13 protein-coding genes and 1 other annotated feature are annotated in these 19,383 nt (G+C 48.2%); of the genes, 9 read left to right on the plus strand and 4 right to left on the minus strand.

Going from position 1 to position 19,383, the window contains the following annotated elements; genetic code table 11:
- Positions 1-7: 7 nt before the first annotated feature.
- A complete protein-coding gene (tadA, locus tag IV45_RS01090) occupies positions 8-529 on the minus strand; it encodes a tRNA adenosine(34) deaminase TadA (protein ID WP_057739791.1) in 522 nt (173 codons plus the stop codon).
- A 225-nt stretch (positions 530-754) separates the two neighbouring features.
- On the opposite strand from tadA, the gene nrdH reads away from it, so the two are divergent.
- The 8 genes from nrdH to IV45_RS01130 all read left to right on the plus strand — a co-directional run bounded on the left by nrdH (position 755) and on the right by IV45_RS01130 (position 13,379).
- Positions 755-976: a glutaredoxin-like protein NrdH gene (nrdH, locus tag IV45_RS01095; RefSeq protein WP_057739793.1), complete on the plus strand. Its 222-nt coding sequence runs from the start codon at positions 755-757 to the stop codon at positions 974-976.
- Positions 977-1,079: 103 nt separating this feature from the next.
- On the plus strand, positions 1,080-3,251 hold the full coding sequence (gene nrdE, locus IV45_RS01100; protein ID WP_057739795.1) for a class 1b ribonucleoside-diphosphate reductase subunit alpha: 2,172 nt from the start codon (positions 1,080-1,082) through the stop codon (positions 3,249-3,251).
- Positions 3,252-3,318: 67 nt separating this feature from the next.
- On the plus strand, positions 3,319-4,320 hold the full coding sequence (nrdF, locus tag IV45_RS01105) for a class 1b ribonucleoside-diphosphate reductase subunit beta (protein WP_057739797.1): 1,002 nt from the start codon (positions 3,319-3,321) through the stop codon (positions 4,318-4,320).
- A gap of 393 nt (positions 4,321-4,713) precedes the next feature.
- Positions 4,714-7,344, plus strand: coding sequence for a bifunctional acetaldehyde-CoA/alcohol dehydrogenase (gene adhE / locus IV45_RS01110; RefSeq protein ID WP_268872316.1), 2,631 nt, complete (start codon positions 4,714-4,716; stop codon positions 7,342-7,344).
- A 188-nt stretch (positions 7,345-7,532) separates the two neighbouring features.
- Positions 7,533-8,837 (plus strand): hypothetical protein, encoded by a 1,305-nt coding sequence (locus IV45_RS01115; RefSeq protein WP_057739801.1) that lies wholly within the window; start codon positions 7,533-7,535, stop codon positions 8,835-8,837.
- A 105-nt stretch (positions 8,838-8,942) separates the two neighbouring features.
- Positions 8,943-9,515, plus strand: a complete 573-nt coding sequence (locus IV45_RS01120; protein ID WP_057739804.1) for a hypothetical protein — start codon at positions 8,943-8,945, stop codon at positions 9,513-9,515.
- A 153-nt stretch (positions 9,516-9,668) separates the two neighbouring features.
- Positions 9,669-12,461, plus strand: a complete 2,793-nt coding sequence (locus IV45_RS01125) for a KxYKxGKxW signal peptide domain-containing protein (RefSeq protein ID WP_057739806.1) — start codon at positions 9,669-9,671, stop codon at positions 12,459-12,461.
- 123 nt (positions 12,462-12,584) lie between these two features.
- Positions 12,585-13,379, plus strand: a complete 795-nt coding sequence (locus tag IV45_RS01130; RefSeq protein ID WP_157051181.1) for a hypothetical protein — start codon at positions 12,585-12,587, stop codon at positions 13,377-13,379.
- Positions 13,380-13,609: 230 nt separating this feature from the next.
- Here the strand turns inward: IV45_RS01130 and IV45_RS07970 are convergent, their stop codons facing one another.
- The 3 genes from IV45_RS07970 to rplJ form a co-directional block, all read right to left on the minus strand.
- Positions 13,610-16,306, minus strand: coding sequence for a KxYKxGKxW signal peptide domain-containing protein (locus IV45_RS07970; protein ID WP_057739810.1), 2,697 nt, complete (start codon positions 16,304-16,306; stop codon positions 13,610-13,612).
- Between the two features lie 227 nt (positions 16,307-16,533).
- Positions 16,534-16,902, minus strand: coding sequence for a 50S ribosomal protein L7/L12 (gene rplL / locus IV45_RS01140; RefSeq protein WP_057739812.1), 369 nt, complete (start codon positions 16,900-16,902; stop codon positions 16,534-16,536).
- 68 nt (positions 16,903-16,970) lie between these two features.
- Positions 16,971-17,477 (minus strand): 50S ribosomal protein L10, encoded by a 507-nt coding sequence (gene rplJ / locus IV45_RS01145; RefSeq protein ID WP_057739814.1) that lies wholly within the window; start codon positions 17,475-17,477, stop codon positions 16,971-16,973.
- A 32-nt stretch (positions 17,478-17,509) separates the two neighbouring features.
- Positions 17,510-17,631 (minus strand) — a sequence feature (ribosomal protein L10 leader region).
- A gap of 327 nt (positions 17,632-17,958) precedes the next feature.
- Here rplJ and IV45_RS01150 point away from each other — a divergent pair.
- Positions 17,959-19,284, plus strand: a complete 1,326-nt coding sequence (locus IV45_RS01150) for an APC family permease (RefSeq protein ID WP_057739816.1) — start codon at positions 17,959-17,961, stop codon at positions 19,282-19,284.
- Positions 19,285-19,383: the final 99 nt, after the last annotated feature.

The raw sequence follows: 19,383 nt of genomic DNA on the forward strand, positions 1-19,383 counted from the left end.
CAGAAAGCTAGTTTTTACTTTGACCCTTTTGTTTCTCTAACTTACGACGCCGGCGAATGTTGCGGAAAAAGTCTTTTAGCATCTGACTGCACTCGTCGCCCAACAGGCCAGCCGTCACTTCCACCTGATGATTTAAACGCGAATCTTCCATTAAATGATACAAACTGTTTACTGCCCCGCCTTTGGGGTCACTGGCGCCATAGTAGAGGTGACGGATCCGCGCGTTGATGATGGCACCGCTACACATGATGCACGGTTCCAAGGTGACATAGAGATCGCAATCTTCCAATCGCCAGCTGTGTAAGGCATCACAGGCCTCCATAATTGCCAGCATCTCGGCATGGTAGGGTGTCTGCTGAAACTCTTCGCGCATGTTGTGACCGGCGCCGATCACAATTCCGTCGTGCACCACTACCGCCCCAATCGGCACTTCGTCGATCGTTGCGGCAGCGCGGGCTTCGTCAATGGCTAAGCGCATATATTTTTCTGTCACAGAGTTGTCTAAAGTCAACGGATTGTTTCCTTTCATATTGCCTAATTGCAAATTATGTTAGCTGTTTAAAGTCATCATTTTCAAGTCATAAAGTTTTTTGTTGACCATCAACGGATTTCTTGATTTATCACTGTCGACCACAACATATTGTATTGACTACGAAATTTTAACACGATATCTTGTAGTTGAACGATTGATTTTTACCCAGAATCGTCTATACTTATAAGCATTCAAAACAAAAAAACGAAAGGAGGAATCAACATGGTAACGGTATTCTCCAAAAATAATTGCATCCAATGCAAAATGACCAAAATGTTCTTAAAGCAACATAACGTGAGCTTTGTGGAACACAACATTGATGAACAGCCAGAGTTCATCGAACAGCTTAAAAAAGACGGTTTCAAGGCTACTCCTGTAGTTAAGCTGCCTAATGGTAAAGCTTTCAGTGGCTTCCGCCCAGACGTATTAAAGCAGCTTGCTTAATGAGAGCAGCATTTTAAGAGCAGGTCGATTGACTTTTGTCGTCCTGTTTTTTTATTGTAAATTTACCGACGAATCAATCATAACAAGAGAGTAGGATCAAAACATGGCTTTATCGGATATTGATTTAACCCAAGCAAAATACTTTGACCTGAATAACGAGGTCAACATCCCTAAAAATGGTCAGATCCAATTGGATAAGGATCAAGAAGCACTAGCTGATTTCATCGAGCAAAACGTCAAGCCGAATACCAAGCGCTTCCCTTCAGTGATGGCACGGATCAACTGGCTGATTGATAATGACTACATTGAAGCCGGCTTCATCCACCAGTACAGTGAAGACTTCATTGAAAAGCTGTATGACTACTTGAAAAAGGAAAACTTCCACTTCCATTCCTTCATGGCCGCTTACAAATTCTATGCCCAATATGCTCTGCGGACCAATGACAAGGAATACTATCTGGAAAACTACATTGACCGGGTAGCGATGAACGCACTGTTCTTAGCCAACGGTGATCCTGACTTGGCAATGGACCTGGCCCATGAATTAATCCACCAGCGTTACCAGCCAGCCACGCCAACCTTCCTGAACGCTGGCCGTAAGCGGCGGGGTGAATTTGTTTCTTGCTTTGAAATTCAAACGACCGACGACATGAACACCATCGGCCGCACCATCAACTCCGCTTTGCAGCTGTCCAAGATCGGCGGCGGGGTTGGGATCAACCTGAGCAACTTGCGTGAAGCCGGTGCCCCAATCAAGAAGATCGCCAATGCGGCTTCTGGCGTGGTTCCCGTCATGAAACTGCTCGAAGACGCCTTCTCCTACTCCAACCAGTTAGGCCAGCGGCAAGGGGCCGGGGTTGTCTACCTGTCCGTTTTCCATCCCGACATCATCGAATTCCTTGGTGCCAAGAAGGAAAACGCGGATGAAAAGGTCCGGGTTAAGACCCTTTCGCTGGGTGTGACCGTCCCTGATAAATTCTACCAACTGGTTGAGCAGGACGCCGATATGTACCTATTCAGTCCGTATGACGTTGAACGCATCTACCACAAGCCGTTCTCCTACGTCGATATCACGAAGGAATACGACAACATGGTCGCAAACGACGAAATCCACAAGAAGAAGATCAACGCCCGTGACTTGGAAGACGAAATTTCCAAGCTCCAGCAGGAATCCGGCTACCCTTACATCGTCAACATCGACACTGAAAATCGTGCCAACCCGATCGCCGGCAAGATCGTGATGTCCAACCTCTGTTCCGAAATTGCCCAAGTGCAAGTGCCATCCCGAGTTAACAACGACCAGAGTTACGCCAAGCTCGGTACCGACGTTTCCTGCAACCTGGGTTCCACAAACATCGACCACATGATGGAATCGCCTGACTTTGGCAAGTCCATCCGCGCCATGATGCGGGGCTTAACCCATATCTCTGATTTGGAACACTTAGATGTTGTGCCTTCCATTGAAAACGGCAATGCCCGTTCACACTCTGTGGGTCTTGGTGCCATGGGCCTGCACGGCTTCCTGGCCAAGCACCATATCCAGTACGGTTCTCCAGTAGCACTGGAATTCACTTCCGTCTACTTCATGCTGCTCAACTACTGGTCCTTGGTTGCTTCCAACGAAATTGCCAAGGAACGGCAGGAAACCTTTGCCGACTTTGACAAATCCAAGTATGCTGACGGGTCTTACTTCGATAAGTACACCGAAAAAGACTGGGGACCACAGTCTGACATGGTGAAGAAGTTGTTCGACGGGATCTTCATTCCAGGCATCGATGATTGGAAGGCTTTGAAGGCCAAGGTCATGAAGGATGGCTTGTACAACGCCTACCGCCTTGCCGTCGCTCCCAATGGGTCCACTGCCTACATCGGCGATTCGACCGCCAGCCTGCAGCCAATCATCAACCGGATTGAGGAACGGCAGGAAAAGATGATCGGTAAGATTTACTATCCTGCCCCATACCTGTCCAACGACACCATGCCTTACTACCAATCCGCCTACGACATTGACCAGCGTTCCGTCATCGACACATACGCTGCCGCCCAGCAGCACGTTGACCAGTCGCTGTCCATGACCTTATTCATGCGCTCAACCATTCCAGAGGGCATGTATGAATGGAAGAAAGGACGGACTAACAAGATGACGACGCGTGACTTAAACATTCTTCGTCACTACGCTTATCAAAAAGGGATTAAGTCGATTTACTACATCCGGACCTTCACTGACGACAATAGTGAAATCGGCGCCAACCAATGCGAGTCCTGCGTCATTTAACTTGCGTTATCAAGGATCCAGATTATAATTATGTAGTATTTGTACGCACTAAATAAGGAGCTGTAAAATGCCAATTAAGAGTTATAAAGCCATTAACTGGAATGAAGTCTCTGACATGATCGACAAGGCCACCTGGGAAAAGCTGACTGAACAATTCTGGCTGGACACCCGGATCCCCGTTTCCAACGATCTGGATGACTGGCGGGAACTGGACACCGACCACCAATGGACAGTTGGTCACGTCTTTGGTGGTCTGACCCTGTTGGACACTTTGCAATCACAGGCTGGTTTGACCGCCCTGAAGGAAGATGTCCAGACGCCACACGAAACGGCCGTCCTGAACAACATTCAGTTCATGGAATCCGTTCATGCCAAGTCTTATTCCACCATCTTCTCCACGTTGAACACGCCAGATGAAATCAAGGAAATCTTCGACTGGTCCGACAGTGAAGAATTCCTGCAGAACAAGGCCGTTAAGATCGGTAACATCTACCTGGATGAATCCGTTGATCCGCTGAAGAAGAAGATTGCCAACGTCTTCTTGGAAACCTTCCTCTTCTATTCAGGTTTCTACACCCCACTCTATTACCTGGGCCACAACAAACTGAACAACGTGGCCGAAATCATCAAACTGATCCTGCGTGACGAATCCGTCCACGGCACTTACATCGGCTACAAGTTCCAAGTGGGCTTAAAGCAGCGCAGTGAAAAGCAGCAACAGGACCTAGTTGACTGGCTGTACAACTTCTTGTACGAACTTTACGACAACGAAGAGAAGTACACCCACCTGCTGTACGATCAGATCGGTTGGACTGATGATGTCTTAACCTTCATCCGTTACAATGCCAACAAGGCGCTGATGAACTTGGGTCAGGATCCGCTCTTCCCTGACACTTCTAGTGACGTTAACCCAGTGGTCATGAATGGTATTTCCACCACCACTTCCAACCACGACTTCTTCAGTCAAGTCGGCAATGGTTACCGGTTGGGGGCCGTTGAAGCCATGAGCGACAGCGACTACCACGTCAAGGACCCGAACGCCGGCAAGAGCAAGAACGATAAAGAATAAACAACGAACGGACTGACAATGTTCAGCCCGTTTTTTGTTGCCAAATTTCATATATTAACCTGGCGAAACGCTCTAGACAAAGGCTGTCATTATGTGCAGCCTTTTTTATTTGATGTTGATATGATTAGTTCATCATATTAGTTTGTGAAATAATGATCATTCTCCAATAAAGATTGATAATAGTTTCACAAAGTACCATTATTTACCGAAAACGATTTCATGTTGATAATCATCTGCTCCAGCCCCTTATGCCATTTGTTCCATTCACAAACCCGTGTCAGTCAGCAGCTCTATTTATCCTTGTGCAGTTCCTTTTTTTCTTTACCCTCCTTGCACTTAGGATAAACTGTAGTTGTTCAATAATTAACAATATATCAAAAAGGAGTCTTTATGATGGCGACTGAGAAGCACAACAAACCAACTCAACCAGCAGCTCATCCCGAAGGCGCAGAAGCCCAAGCGATGATTGATGACTTGATGGATAAAAGTGAAGTGGCATTCAACCAGCTGCGGACCTTTACCCAGGAACAAGTCGATCATATTTGTCAGGCACTGGCCCTGGCTGCCGAAGAGCACCACATGGACCTCGCCATGGAAGCCGCTGAAGAAACTGGCCGTGGTGTTGCCGAAGATAAGGCAATCAAGAACATTTACGCCAGCGAATACATTTGGAACAACATCCGTCATGACAAGACGGTCGGAATCATTAAGGATGACGATCAAAACCAGACTGTGACGATCGCTGACCCACTGGGTATCATCGCCGGTGTGGTTCCGGTAACCAACCCAACGTCAACCGTTATTTTCAAATCAATCATTTGTTTGAAGACGCGGAACACCATTGTCTTCTCCATGCACCCGCAAGCTATGAAGGCATCCATTCACACCGCCCAGATTCTGGAAAAGGCCGCTGAAGAAGCCGGTGCCCCAAAGAACGTCATTCAATGGATACCTCGCCCATCTCGTGACGCAACCGTTGACCTGCTCCAGCACAAGAAGACCGCTACGATTCTGGCAACTGGTGGCCCTGGCCTGGTTAAGGCAGCCTACAGTTCTGGTAACCCGGCATTAGGTGTTGGTCCTGGTAACGGTCCAGCCTACATCGAACACACCGCTAACATTCCACGGTCCATCTACGACATCGTTTTGTCCAAGACCTTTGATAACGGTATGATTTGTGCCTCCGAAAACTCCATTGTCGTTGACGACGAGATTTACGACCAGGTCAAGGACGAACTGCGCAAGTGGAACTGCTACTTCCTGAAGAAATCCGAAATTCCAACCTTCACTAAGGGCTTCATTGATCCAAAGCGTCACCAAGTTGCCGGCCCAATCGCTGGTAAGTCTGCCAAGGCAATCGCTGATATGTGTGGTCTGAAGAATGTTCCTGCCAACACCAAAGTCCTGATCGCCGAATACGAAGGTGTTGGTCCTGACTACCCACTGTCTGCTGAAAAGCTGTCACCAGTCTTGACGATGTACCGTGCTCACTCACACAAAGAAGCCTTTGACATCTGTAAGCAATTGCTGCACTTCGGTGGTGAAGGCCACACGGCAGCCATTCACACGACCGATAACGACTTGGCTACTAAGTACGGTCTGGAAATGCGGGCATCACGGATTATCGTCAACTCTCCTTCTGCTTTAGGTGGGATTGGTAACATCTACAACAACATGACCCCATCCTTAACGCTGGGGACCGGTTCTTACGGTAAGAACTCCGTATCACACAACGTTACCGACTACGACCTGTTGAACTACAAGGTCATCGCCAAGCGGCGGGAAAATCGTCAATGGGTGAAAATCCCCCCAAAAGTATACTTTCAGCGGAACTCGCTAAAAGAATTGCAAGATATTCCAAACATTGATCGGGCATTCATCGTCAGCGGTCCTGGTACGGTGCGGCGTGGTTACGTTCAACGTGTCATTGACCAACTGCGGCTTCGTCCTCACGAAACCCACTTCCAAGTCTTTGATGAAGTTGAACCAGACCCATCAACCGCAACCGTTGAAAAGGGTGTCTCCTTAATGAACGACTTCAAGCCGGACACCATCATTGCCATCGGTGGTGGTTCACCAATGGACGCTGCCAAGGCAATGTGGATGTTCTATGAGCACCCGGACACTTCCTGGAACGGTGTCAAGCAGAAGTACCTGGACATTCGTAAGCGGGCCTACCAGATTGGCAAACCGCACAAGGCACAATACATTGGGATTCCAACCACGTCTGGGACCGGGAGTGAAATCACCTGCTTCAGTGTCATCACCGACTCCAAGACGCACGTTAAGTACCCACTGGCCGACTACGCACTGACCCCAGACATCGCCATCGTCGACTCACAATTCGTGGAAACCATTCCACCTAAGACGATTGCTCACGACGGCCTGGATGTTCTCTGCCACGCCATCGAATCTTACGTCTCCGTCATGGCTACCGACTACACCCGTGGCTGGTCGCTGCAAGCCATCAAAGGGGTTATGGAAACGCTGGTTGACAGTGTTCATGGCGACCAAGATGCACGGCGGCGGATGCACAACTACTCCACCATTGCCGGGATGGCATTCGGTCAAGCATTCCTGGGAATCAACCACTCCTTGGCCCACAAGATGGGTGGTGCCTTCGACCTGCCACACGGTCTGTGTATCGCCATCGCATTGCCACAGGTCATCCGCTTCAACGCCAAGCGCCCCGAAAAACTGGCAATGTGGCCACACTACGCTACCTACCACGCAACTAAGGACTACGCCGACATCGCTCGCTTCCTGCACCTGCCAGGCAAGACCGATGAAGAATTGGTTGAAAACCTCGTTCAACGGATCATCAAGCTGGCTCACGATTGTGGCTTAACCCTGAGTCTGAAGGCTAACGGCGTAAAGAAGGCCGACTTCGACAAGCAGGTTGATCACTTAGCTGTTCTGGCTTACGAAGATCAATGTACGACCACGAACCCGGTTGAACCATTAGTTAGTCAACTGAAGACTTTGCTGCAGCGCTGCTACGATGGTACCGGTGTGGAAGACTAAATAATCAATCAGACATCAAAACACAATCTCCGAACAAGGCATTTCTTGTTCGGAGATTTTTTTGCTTAATTAAGAAAATTCTGTAACCGATTCCATCGCTTTGAGATAAGGTGGTTAGGCAACGTTTAAAAAGAGTACAATTGTCTTAACGTATTATCGCTAATGGTTGTGTTAAAGGAGTTACAAATATGTTTACTTATTACACCAAACAGGTCGGCCAAGAAGGCTTTTCACCACTTCCTACCCAGCAGCAGTTAGATGTGCAGGAAAAAGTGGTCGACGGTGACGGATCCATTGACCACCCCTATCAAGTCAACATTCACATCAAGAACACCAGCGATTCTGAGGCGTGGCAGGGAATTGTCAAGGTCAATTATTCTTTCAAGGCAGACCATCCTAATTTCTACTTGCCGGGTTTCATGTATGGTACCAACCAGGGCCAAGAACCGATCGATGTCGTCAACAACTATCCCAGAATTCGACAGCAGTCAGTTCAACAGCCTGCCTCTTCTTGGTGGATGACTCGGTCAGACCGCCTGTCGCACCCGGTCATTATTGGGACCAGTGATTCCCATGTCTACGGCATCATTGCTAGTCCCTACATCGTGGAGGAAAATGGACAACTAATTCCTTTCACACCTAGCCATTCATCCCGTCATTTCGTCCAATACAATGGCTTTGCCTGTGAAACGGCCACCGATTCCAACAGTATCAGCTATACCCTGGGCTACCAGAATGCCCCTTACTTTTTCAAGCGCGCTGACATTGTTAAGCCATGCCCGCCCCTGCAAAGTGACCAATGCATTACCCTTCCTGCAGGCGCTGATTACTCCTTCACCATGACTGTTTACGATGTGGCTTCATCGTCGCGGTTAACCGTTCACCACATCATCAAGGCCTGCTACTACGCCTTCCATCAAGCACCCCGCGACATTTCTTCCATTGAGGAATGCGTCACTAAGATTAGCCAGGCAATCGCTAATGATGCCTATATCCCTAGTCAATGCCAATATTCCGGCATGGTCCACGATGATGGCAGTCTGAATACGATTTTCTCTTTCAGCTGGACCAATGGATTAGCGGTGGCAGTGCCAATGCTGATTGCCGCACTAAGAACACATAGTGAAGCAATCTACCAGCAGGCGATGGGCGTCATTAACAAGATCATTCACACCCCATTCAACGCTAACAACGGGTTGCCTTACACCAGCTTCGACGATCACGGCAATGGTACCAATGCCGGCTGGTGGTTAGATCAAACTATTAATCGTGGCCACGCTGGTTACATTTTGGGTCAAGGGATCTTCTACCTCTTGAAAGCCTACCATTATGAACAAAAACTACATGACGTCGATCATCCTGACTGGATCCACATCGCCAATTCTGTTTGTGCCCAACTGGTCAAGGGCCTTAATAGCGACAACGAGTTCCCATATGTCTATTCCGAAAAGTCGGCGGCCGGGATTGAATATAACTCCTTTGGTTCATGCTAGTGTGCCACTGCGATTGCATACTGCAGCTACCTGCTCCATACAGAAAAGTGGTTATCACTACTCGAAAAAAGTGAAGATCACTACTTCCACACGTATGTTGAGAAAATGGAGTGTTATGGTGGCCCACTTGATACCAGTAAATCACCGGACAACGAGGGCATTTTGGCCTTTATTCGACTGGATCATTTGATGTACCTATTGACTCAAAAGCCACAGTATTTGAAACACATGCAATTTGCCCTGTATCAAGAATTTAGTTACAAATACTGCTACAATTCCCCAATCAAATACAATCCGCTGAAAAAGCTTCATTGGTGCAGTTGTGGTGGCAGCATCACCTCGGTCTGCAATCCGCACATCCATCCGATGTCATCATCAATCTTGGACGAACTGATCTTCTGCTACCAACAAACCGGTGACCAATACATCCTGGACCGCTATCACGATACTTTGAATTGGGGCAAGCAATCATATAATCGTCAACCACGGGAATTTGATTTCGGTAAGACCGGCTGGATGTCAGAGCGTTTCTGCTACTCACAAGGCTTATTAACACAGTATTATCCAGATCATACTCCTGCTAGCACCTGGTTCAATCTGCTTCCGTGGGCCGCTGCCAGTGTTATCGATGGCTATACCGGCTTAGTTTGGGACCAAGAAGTGCAGAAGAGCAAATAATTGCCCGCTTAAAAAGAAATTAATGAGCCATTCAGTAACAAGATAACTTTTAAAGTTTGATAATATTCAGAACGGCCGTTTGCGGTGTATGTTGAAATAATTTGTGAATTTGAAATTTTTGTGGTTTTTACTACAAGGAGGATCATTTTACTTATGAATATGAAAAAGCATTATAAACTCTATAAGAGCGGCAAGTTGTGGGTTACTGCAGCCATTGCGACCTTAGCTCTGACCACTGGAATGGCAGTTGCTACAACCAACGCCGCCGCTGCTACTGGTGATCAACCACAGTCGCAGCCGCAAGCACAGGGTACGAACAACAACAGTTCTGCAGGTACCCCTAGCTCTTCAGCTAACTCCTCTTCCAGCAGCAAGGCCGATAGTGGCGCCTCAAGCGACCCTGCTCAGCCTGCTAAACCAGCAGACACTGGTAAAAAGGTTATAAATACGGTAACCGTCACCCGGACCATCAACTATGTCACCGAAACACAGGATGGTAAGACAACTACCTCTTCTAGTCCACAAACGGCAACCTTCACCCGGACCGACATGGTTTACAATGACAAGAACAAGAATGAATATGGCAAATGGGTTGCTGCATCTGGTAACTCCCAATTGTCAATCCCGGTACTGCATGTCCAGGCTAAGAAGGGCTACGTCATCCAAGTCGACAAGAAGTTCACCGACGAAGTGCCTGCTTTGGCATTGACTGCCGATGAACTGGATAAGGCTTTAAAGAATAATGCTCACAATGGCACCATCACCGAGAAGCCGGTCACCGTTACCTACGTCCTGGCTACTAAGTCCCAGTCCATTACGCCAACGTCTGACAACCAAAAGACCAATGTTTATGACAACAGTAAGAAAGCCGATGATAAGGCTAACCAACAGGCCGTTTGGAAAGCCGTCACCCGAACCATCCAAATGGTCAGCATTCAAGGTGGCGCTGCGCATACCGTTACCCAGACTGTTTGGTACAACCGGAATGTGAAGATCTCAACCACCATCGATGCCGAGGGTAAGCAAACGCAAAAGTACGAAGCCACCGCTTGGCAACTGGCTAAGGGACAAAAGGCAGTTTGGCCAGAATACCAGATCGCTCAAATCACTGGTTTCCACTCCCTGGTTGACGGAAAACAACAAATCATCATCCCAGCCCAAGATGTAAAGTCCGATACAGCCGATGCCACTATTAATGTCACCTTCGATAATGAAGCTAACGACCCTGTCAACTCTGATGTCGACCTTAGCCTTCATGGTAACTGGGGCTACTTGGACAGCCAGCCAACCGTTAATGGTTCTGAAGGCACGATCCACGTCAATGGCTGGAACGCTACTAATGATAGTCGGAAGCGTAATTACCACTACATCTTCATCCTGGATTACGGTCAAAATGCTAACCCATGGGGCGACACTCGTTACATGCCATTCCGTGAAGTTGGCCGGGTATTAGTTCAAAACGAAATCTCCCGTCCTGACGTTAAGGCAGTGCACAACGTTTGGAACGCTGGCCGTTCTGGCTTCGATGTTAACGTTCCGATCAATTTTGCTGGCGTCAACCCTGGCGACAAACTGGCGGTCATGATGCGGTGGACTTCTGACCCTGCCGGTAACCCATCTAACATCCAAAATGACAACAGTGAGAAGGGCTCAGCCGACCTCTTCAGTAATCTGTTCTCGATTGATTATGGTACCAACGTCGGTAACTTAGACACCATGGGCATCGAGAATAATCAGCTGCATGTTTCCGGCTGGCACGCTTCAAACAGTGCTTTAGGCAACCGTTCTCACCACTTCCTGATTCTCTGGGACCAAACCCTGGGTCATGAAGTTAAGCGGATCGAAGTTAACGATTCCGTTGATCGTCCAGACGTTGCTAAGGTCTTCCCTGGCCTGCTGAACGCCGGAAAGTCTGGTTACTCAGCTGACTTCAGCCTGCAAGGCCTTGACTTGAGCCATAACTTTATCGTCATCAGCCGTTACAGCGATTCAGCAACTGGTGAAGGCAGCAACCTTGATTACTGGTCCGAACCAAAGTCCTTATTGAACGGTATGAGTGCCGCTAACCAGGCTAACTTAGACAGCGTTAACCTTGGACAAGCAGGTTCTGTTCATGTTGCCGGCTGGCACGCTACCAACGTTGCCAACTCACTGGAATCTCACCAATACCTGATCCTGTGGGACGCCACCGCTGGTAAGCAAGCTGCTTCCATGGCCGTTGACAGCAATTCTCGTCCTGACGTTGAAAAGGTCTTCCCATACTTCACCGGCAAGGATGCTAAATATGGCTTTGACGCAACCTTCGCTAATGTTCAATTGATTGCCGGCCACCATTACGACCTCGTTAGTCGTTTCTCCACCAGCAACAACGCCAAGAGCAACGGTGACGATGGTACGAGTGCCTTCACTGACTACTGGTTCAACAACGTCATTGTGATGGACAAAAATCAACAAGCCTACCACATCGACAACGTTCAAAAAGACGATCAGGGTAATCTGATCATCAATGGTTGGATGGCTGCTGACTACTCACAAGCCTACCCGAACGCTTACATCCTGCTGATGAGCAACGCAACTGGCCGTGAAGTTAAACGGCAGAAGGTTGAATTGAGTCCTCGTTCTGACGTCCCTGCTAACGGCATGAACCGGCTGTACAACAGTAGTCAGAGTGGCATTTCCAACTTCAACTTTACCTTGAACGCTGATCAACAGAAGCTGCTCCAGCAAGGCTCCTTCTACTTCATCTTACGGTTCTCCGACAACGACCAAAGCGGTGAAGGTCAATATGTCCAGCAATCAACTGGTTCCTTCAACTACAACGCTTTAGCTGTCAAGAAGGATGAAAGTGCTAAGACGGATGATGGCAAAGGTCAGCAAAGCAACCAGAGCAATCATCAGGCACAACAGCCGGCTAACAAGGACAGCAAGGCTGGTCAAAACAAGTAAACGATTTGTCACTTGTAAATTAAAAAAGAAGGGTGTGGATTAACACACCGCTTCTTTTTTGTTCCCGTTATTCATGCTACAATATGTGGCATACGTAATTTGAACAACAATTTGGGGAAAGTTATGGATTTAAAAACTATTCTATTGTATGTCGGGATCGGCGCAACGGTCCTCTTCGTAGTGCAATATATCGTTCAAATCCACCGTGTACGAACCGGAAGAAACTATGTCAGCATGGGTCGAGTCTTCTTGAATTGGATGCTGATCTTCCTAATCGTCGCCGGGTTTGGCGGTAGCGTTTATGCATCACATCATGCCAACGATCAACAGCAGGCGGTTTCAGATGACCACTCCGTTCGCAAATCCGCGGAAGCAGACCAGGTCTATATCCGCTGGAGCAAGAAGAAGGCTCATCTGAACAGCAATGGCGAATGCAAGCTCAAGATCGTCGTTTCGCCAGACACCAAGGTGGTCATTCGGGGTCACAACACGCACAACGTGTTCAAGACCTTCGACCCGAAAGATGCTGACGGGCCAGTTACTTTACACTACACCTTCACCGAGGATGCTCCTTATGACATCATCGCCACACGTGGTAAGAAGAAGCTGACCAAGAAGATTACGATCAAGCCATACACGCCTGAAAGTCAATCGTCGAGTTCAACAACCAAGTCATCATCGAGTTCGAGCTCCAAGTCTAACAGCTCATCATCACGTTCATCGAACAGCAACCAAAGCAATAACGGCGGCGGTTCCTCGAACGCTGGTGGCGGCACCTCCTACTCTGGTGGTGGCGGTGGCGGCAGCTACACGCCTTCCTACTCCGGTGGCGGTGGCGGCGGTGGCTACTCCGCTCCATCTGTTCCGGCAGCACCGGCACGTCCAGCTGCACCATCATGGAACGGTGCAATGCACTAGTCTAATCGCATAAATTAGGGAGCGTGACAGAAGCTATTAATGGCTTCGTAATCACGCCCCCGCGAGCAACAATAGGCCCCCAGCGTTCCCAGAACGTTGGGGGCCATTGTTGTACCGCCTGTTAACTTTCGATTTATGTAAAAGGGATCATGTCACACTGCCTTTTTGTATACAACAAAGCCCTCCAACTATTCACAGCTGGAGGGCTTATTTAATGTTCAAGCAACAAATTACAGTTGCATGTATTCGTACTTAACCAGTTCGAAGAAGTCGCTCATGGTGTAGTTGGTACCGAAGTAAGAACCAGCACGGTTAGACCAGTAAGCGTCAGGATCAACGTGGTCAGTGCCGCCTAAGAACAGTGAAACCATGTGGTGGGACAGCAGGGTACCATCCGCATTGCCAGTGAAGGTCGGCAGCATGCCGTACTTCTTCATGTTGTAAGCAGCGTAGTAAGCACCGTTGACTAATTCACGGGCGAAGTTGTCGCGACCGTAAACTTCAACTTGTTCAAACTGAACACCAACAGCGTTACCATCTGGGCCAGAACCCCAGCAAGGACGATCAGTTGGGGCAATTTCCACAATCCGGTTGCCATCCACGAAAGCGTGAACGAAGGCCCGTTCGTAATCCTGACTTTCGTAGTTGATTTCCCCTTCAATGGAGTCGTTCGGGTTAGCCGTTTCGTGAACGATCACCTTAACTGGCTTGCCGTAAGTGTAGTTGATTTCGTCAGTGCCTGGGCCGGTCAGCACACCACTGCGTGAACCAGGTTCGTTCAAGATGTGACGGAACTCGATGTTGGCGTGGCCAATGTGGTTGTTGGCGATGAAGGCGTTAATTGCATTGGCGTACATGTTGGCGTGAACAAATGAAATGACGTTTGAATTGTAGTCAACGTAATTGCCGTTACCATTCTTATCATCCGTGTAACGGTGAATGAAGTAGACACCAGAGTGCGAATTCAGCTTGATGCCATTTACATCCAAGCTAAAGCCGGATTCCTGGCTGTCATCGATCCAAGGGTTGGCCTTCTGTACATCCGGACGCAGCTTTCTGGAGCTGTCAGTGACGTTCCAACGAGCGATTTCGCTGTGGTTGATGGCGTCCATGGCGATAATGTATGCGTAAGGCTTGTCACTGATGTTAGCAGCTGCGTGCCAGCCGGAAACATGGAATGAGTTGTCCTGAATGTCAATGGTATCAAAGAAACCAGCATTAGTTGCGAACTTGCCAGTCCAGATGTCCGCCGTCTGACTACCATTACCATCAGGATCATTGGTGAAGCGCAGTACCACTTGCAGGTGGTCGTCATTGCTCAATGCGTGGCTGTAAGGAATCGTAACGTTGAAGCCAGAGTCATCACTTTCGTAAATGCCAGGGTAAACACTAGCAACATCATCACGTTCGGTGAAGTTGATCCGTTGCCGGCCTAATTCGCCCTGGTCGTCTAACAGGATGACGTAACCGTACTTGTAGTCTTCAGCCTGGTCGTTGGCAACCCAACCAGTAATCTGCATCGAATTGTTGCCCGGCTTCCAGGTATCAATGTTGTATGCAGACTGGTCCAGGGTTACTGCTGGGTACCAGTAGTCGGTGTAGCTACCAGCGCCACCGTTACCCGTAGTGGAATCGGAGTAACGACTAACCAGTGAGTAACTGTGGTTGGCTTGTAGGTGAATGTTATCAAAGGTGTAGTTGAAACGTGCCTGATCAGCCGTCTTCGTGTCAGGGTAAACCTTGGCTACATCAGGCGAAGCGATCGTATCAACTTGTGCGGATGCCACTTGCCGATGAGCAGTGTTGTCGTAAACGATCAGGAAGTGGTTTGGTTCGAAAATGGAGGCATCATTAGCGTGCCAGCCAGCAACCGTTAAGCTCCCCTTGCTCAGGTTAAATGAGTCCATGTAACCGTTGTTTTGCTTAACGATTGGGTTGAACCAATAGTCCACCGTGTGACTACCGTTCCCAGCCGGGTCATTGGTCCAGCGGCTGATAAACTGGATGTTGTGGTTAGTGAACTGGGAGTTCAAGGTGAAGCTGGCCTTGAAGCCAGAGTGATCGGCGTTGGCAACTTGTGGGTAAGCCTTAGCAACGTCATCACGGGTTTCATCACTCGTTGCCACTAATTGACGGGCAATTTCATGACCTTCCGTCTGGTCGAAGGCGATAACGTAGTGGTACTTCATCCCGGCAGCAGCGTTGGCAGCATGCCAACCACTGACCGTAACTTCACCGCCCTTGCCAGTCAGGCTGTCCATCCAAGCGTGATTGCCGTCGTCAAAGGTAATCGGAGTGGACCAGTAATCGGTATGCTGGCCTTCACCATGGACTGGGTCGCTGCTGTAACGCGATACGATGTTCAAGGTATGACTCAAAACATTCGTTGGAATTGTGATACTCAGGTCATAGCCGGAGTTCAGACTGTTAGCGGTGTTCGGATATGCCCGCTGAACGTCTGGACGGGTTTGTGGTTCAGCCTTTTGCCGAGTAACTTCGTTGTGTGCCGTTTGGTCATACACAACAATCCACCGGTAGCGTTCATTATTACTTTGGCCAGTTGCCTGCCAGCCAGCAACATGCAGCTGCGTCTGGCCTTGGTCATTTTGGCTAACTGAGTAGCTATCCAAGTGACCATCGTTGGCGTAAACGTTGTTGGCCGTGGTGGTGTCAACTGGTACTTCATTGTTAACTGCAGCTGAACTGCTCTGCGCTTGAGCATCCACAGCAGCATTGAACTTCGTTGTAGCTGACTTAGTATTGACCGTTTGTGTCTGAACAGCAGCGCTTGCATTATCCACGTTGCTGTCGGCGTGTGCATTGGTAGTGTTAAATGCCGTCCCCATTGCCACAGCGGCAAAGGTCATTGCAGAAACACACCATAATTTTCCACTTTTATATAACTTGAAACGTTTCTTAGCTTCCATCTTTAGTTCCTTTCCAATCAAATGATCTTTTACCATTTTAATGTAAAATTAAAGAAATTCCAGTCATTTATCGACTTGAAAACGGAATTTAACATTGTAATATTCGCTATTTTGAAAATAATATCCGAACAATTACTGGAGGCGCACGGCACCGTCCTCATCAGCATTTTCAGGGCAAAAAAAGAGGGCTCCATAAATAGAGCCCTCTTCTGGTTGTAATATTTAGACTACTTAAGGGTAACAGTAGCACCAGCGGCTTCAAGCTTTTCCTTGATGTCGTTAGCTTCGTCTTCCTTAACGTCTTCCTTGATAACGGAAGGTGCGTTGTCAACTAAGTCCTTAGCGTCCTTCAGGCCAACACCAGTGATGTCCTTAACAGCCTTGATAGCCTTAACCTTAGCCTGACCTGGTTCAGTCAGTTCAACAGTGTAGCTGTCCTTAGCTGCACCGGCGTCACCACCAGCAGCACCTGCAGCAGCAACTGGAGCAGCTGCAGAAACGTCAAATTCGTCTTCGATAGCCTTAACCAGATCGTTAAGGTCAGAGATTGAAGCTTCCTTCAGAGAAGCGATAATAGCATCTTTATCAAAAGCCATGTTAATATCCTCCAATATTAATTAGTAAATTTTGTTTGTGTTCTACGATTAAGCGGCATTTAAACTGATTATGCAGCTTCTTCGTCGTTCTTCTTGTCGGCAACTGCCTTGACAGCCCGTGCGATCTTGCGCATTGGATCTTGCAGTGCAGAAGCAAGCATGGACAGCAGGTCTTCCCGACTTGGCATTTCAGCAAATTCGTTAATTTCATCAACGGACTTGATATCCTTTTCGATGAAACCACCCTTGATTTCAAGGGCATCGTGGTCGTCAGCAAAGTGCTTCAAGATCTTAGCTGGAGCAATTGGGTCTTCGTTTGAGAAGGCAACAGCCGTTGGACCAACGAAAGTAGAAGCTAAGTCTTCGTAATCGGTACCCTTAACGGCACGGTCCAAGATCTTGTTCTTGATAACTACCATCTTAACATCGGCGTCACGCAATTGCTTACGCAGATCAGTGACTTCTTCAACCGTTAAACCACGGTAGTCAACCACGATGGCAGATTCAGCATCAGTTAACAGACCGTTAGCTTCTTTAACTAATTCTGCCTTCTTGGCGATAGCTGTTTCACTCATGAAATTACACCTCCTGTAAATGTATTTGGTACGGATTCATAAAAAAATCCCTATGACTTCAAAGACATAGAGAAGGAACATTTCAATTTCTTCCTCGGCAGGCATTCATTAAGGCTTTCGCCGCCTGAGTCTTAGGCAGAGTCATATTTATAACCACTCAAATAGTATAGATGATTAAGCCCACTTTTGCAAGGCGTTTTTGATTAATAAAAAATTTCAAAAAACAATTGCATTCTCATAATTCTAATGATATTCTAATAAGCAACAAGTACAGGAAAGAGGTTTTTGATCATGCAACACGTTACTGTTCAATATCATCAAACATCCTCCTCAACCACAACATCCCTCGTGGTTGAGTGATTTTACTGTACGTTAAACTCGGTTGTTAAAAGCCGGCTTCACGAAATCACTCATCGTCAGTTAATTGAGTGTTTGTGAAGTCGGCTATTTTTATGCAACTAAGGAATTGGGGGAATCTCACATGGGTGAAGCACATAATTTAAAGCGTTCGTTAGGTTTTGGTTCGGCAATCTCGATTGTGTTCGGTACGATTGTCGGCTCGGGGATCTTCTTTAAACAGGGTTCAGTCTTAGACAGTGCTGGGACGACCGGTACCGCCATTCTGGCCTGGGTCATCGGTGGTATTATCACCTTGACTGGTGGCTTGACCATCGCTGAAATTGGTTCGCAAATGCCATACACCGGTGGTCTCTATGTCTACATTGAAAACATCTACGGCCGGATCCCTGGCTTTATGGCCGGCTGGATGCAAGCCGTTGTCTACGGGCCAGCCATTATTGGGGCTCTGGTTGGGTTCATGAGCCTGATGATGGCCAACTTCTTCGGTTTGAGTGCTAGCTGGCGCCTACCATTGGCTGCGATCAGTATCATCCTGATTGCCGCTTTGAACCTTTTGGAAAACCGTGTTGGTGCCGCCTTCTCTGTCATCACGACGATTGCCAAGTTGATTCCAATTGCGGTCATCATCGTCTGCGGAATTTTCTGGGGACACCAGGATGCCTTCAACCAGTCGCTGCATGAAATCGGCGTGCACGATGGCGGCTTCGGGGTTGCCGTTTTGGCTACGCTCTTCGCCTACGATGGCTGGATTTTGATTGCCAACCTGGGTGGTGAAATCAAGAACGCCCAAAAGATTTTGCCCCATGCAATTGTCCTTGGTATTACGGCTGTCCTGGTTGTCTACACGCTGATTACGATTGCTACCTTCCGTTTCCTACCAGCTGCTAAGATTCACCAGCTGGGCGACAACACGACGTCATACCTGGTTACCTACATCTTTGGCCCTCTGGGTGGCAAACTGCTGAGTGCCGGGATCATCATCTCGATGTTTGGGACCCTAAACGGAAAGATCTTAACCTTCCCGCGGATCGTTTACGCCATGGCCAAACGTGGTGACCTGCCATTCAGCCGCTTCCTTTCATACGTTACGCCAAAGGGCAAGTCGCCAGTCGTTGCTACCAGCTTCATTGCGATCATGGCCCTGCTGATGACCTACTTCTTTGACCCAGACCACCTGTCGGACCTGTGTGTGTTCACCGTTTACTGCTTCTACCTGATGGCCTTCTGCGGGATTTTCATCCTGCGGCGGCGCAACCAAAAGCCACGGCCGTTCAGCACCCCACTCTACCCATGGATTCCGCTCATCTCGATTTTAGGCGGCCTGTTCGTCTTAATCAGTGAGGTTATCAACGACCCTGCCGGCGTAATCCTGTTCTTGGGGATTGTGATTGTTGGTCTGCCAATCTTCTACATCGTCAAGAAACTGGAACGCGCTGAAAACAATTAAAATCATTTACCCCTCCGTTGAAGGAATTATTCAACAGAGGGGTTATTTTTTGGACTGCACAACAAAAGCGCCCAGCGTTCAGAAATCTGAACGTTGAAC

The sequence above is a fragment of the Limosilactobacillus secaliphilus genome, assembly GCF_001437055.1.
Lineage (GTDB): Bacteria > Bacillota > Bacilli > Lactobacillales > Lactobacillaceae > Limosilactobacillus > Limosilactobacillus secaliphilus.

What these genes read in the sequence shown, in the direction of transcription:
- IV45_RS01125 (WP_057739806.1), top strand. Translation starts at nt 9,669, where the DNA reads ATGAATATGAAAAAGCATTATAAACTCTATAAGAGCGGCAAGTTGTGG.
- rplL (WP_057739812.1), bottom strand. Translation starts at nt 16,902, where the DNA reads ATGGCTTTTGATAAAGATGCTATTATCGCTTCTCTGAAGGAAGCTTCA.
- IV45_RS01120 (WP_057739804.1), top strand. Translation starts at nt 8,943, where the DNA reads ATGGAGTGTTATGGTGGCCCACTTGATACCAGTAAATCACCGGACAAC.
- adhE (WP_268872316.1), top strand. Translation starts at nt 4,714, where the DNA reads ATGGCGACTGAGAAGCACAACAAACCAACTCAACCAGCAGCTCATCCC.
- IV45_RS01150 (WP_057739816.1), top strand. Translation starts at nt 17,959, where the DNA reads ATGGGTGAAGCACATAATTTAAAGCGTTCGTTAGGTTTTGGTTCGGCA.
- nrdF (WP_057739797.1), top strand. Translation starts at nt 3,319, where the DNA reads ATGCCAATTAAGAGTTATAAAGCCATTAACTGGAATGAAGTCTCTGAC.
- nrdE (WP_057739795.1), top strand. Translation starts at nt 1,080, where the DNA reads ATGGCTTTATCGGATATTGATTTAACCCAAGCAAAATACTTTGACCTG.
- rplJ (WP_057739814.1), bottom strand. Translation starts at nt 17,477, where the DNA reads ATGAGTGAAACAGCTATCGCCAAGAAGGCAGAATTAGTTAAAGAAGCT.
- nrdH (WP_057739793.1), top strand. Translation starts at nt 755, where the DNA reads ATGGTAACGGTATTCTCCAAAAATAATTGCATCCAATGCAAAATGACC.
- IV45_RS01115 (WP_057739801.1), top strand. Translation starts at nt 7,533, where the DNA reads ATGTTTACTTATTACACCAAACAGGTCGGCCAAGAAGGCTTTTCACCA.
- tadA (WP_057739791.1), bottom strand. Translation starts at nt 529, where the DNA reads ATGAAAGGAAACAATCCGTTGACTTTAGACAACTCTGTGACAGAAAAA.
- IV45_RS07970 (WP_057739810.1), bottom strand. Translation starts at nt 16,306, where the DNA reads ATGGAAGCTAAGAAACGTTTCAAGTTATATAAAAGTGGAAAATTATGG.
- IV45_RS01130 (WP_157051181.1), top strand. Translation starts at nt 12,585, where the DNA reads ATGGATTTAAAAACTATTCTATTGTATGTCGGGATCGGCGCAACGGTC.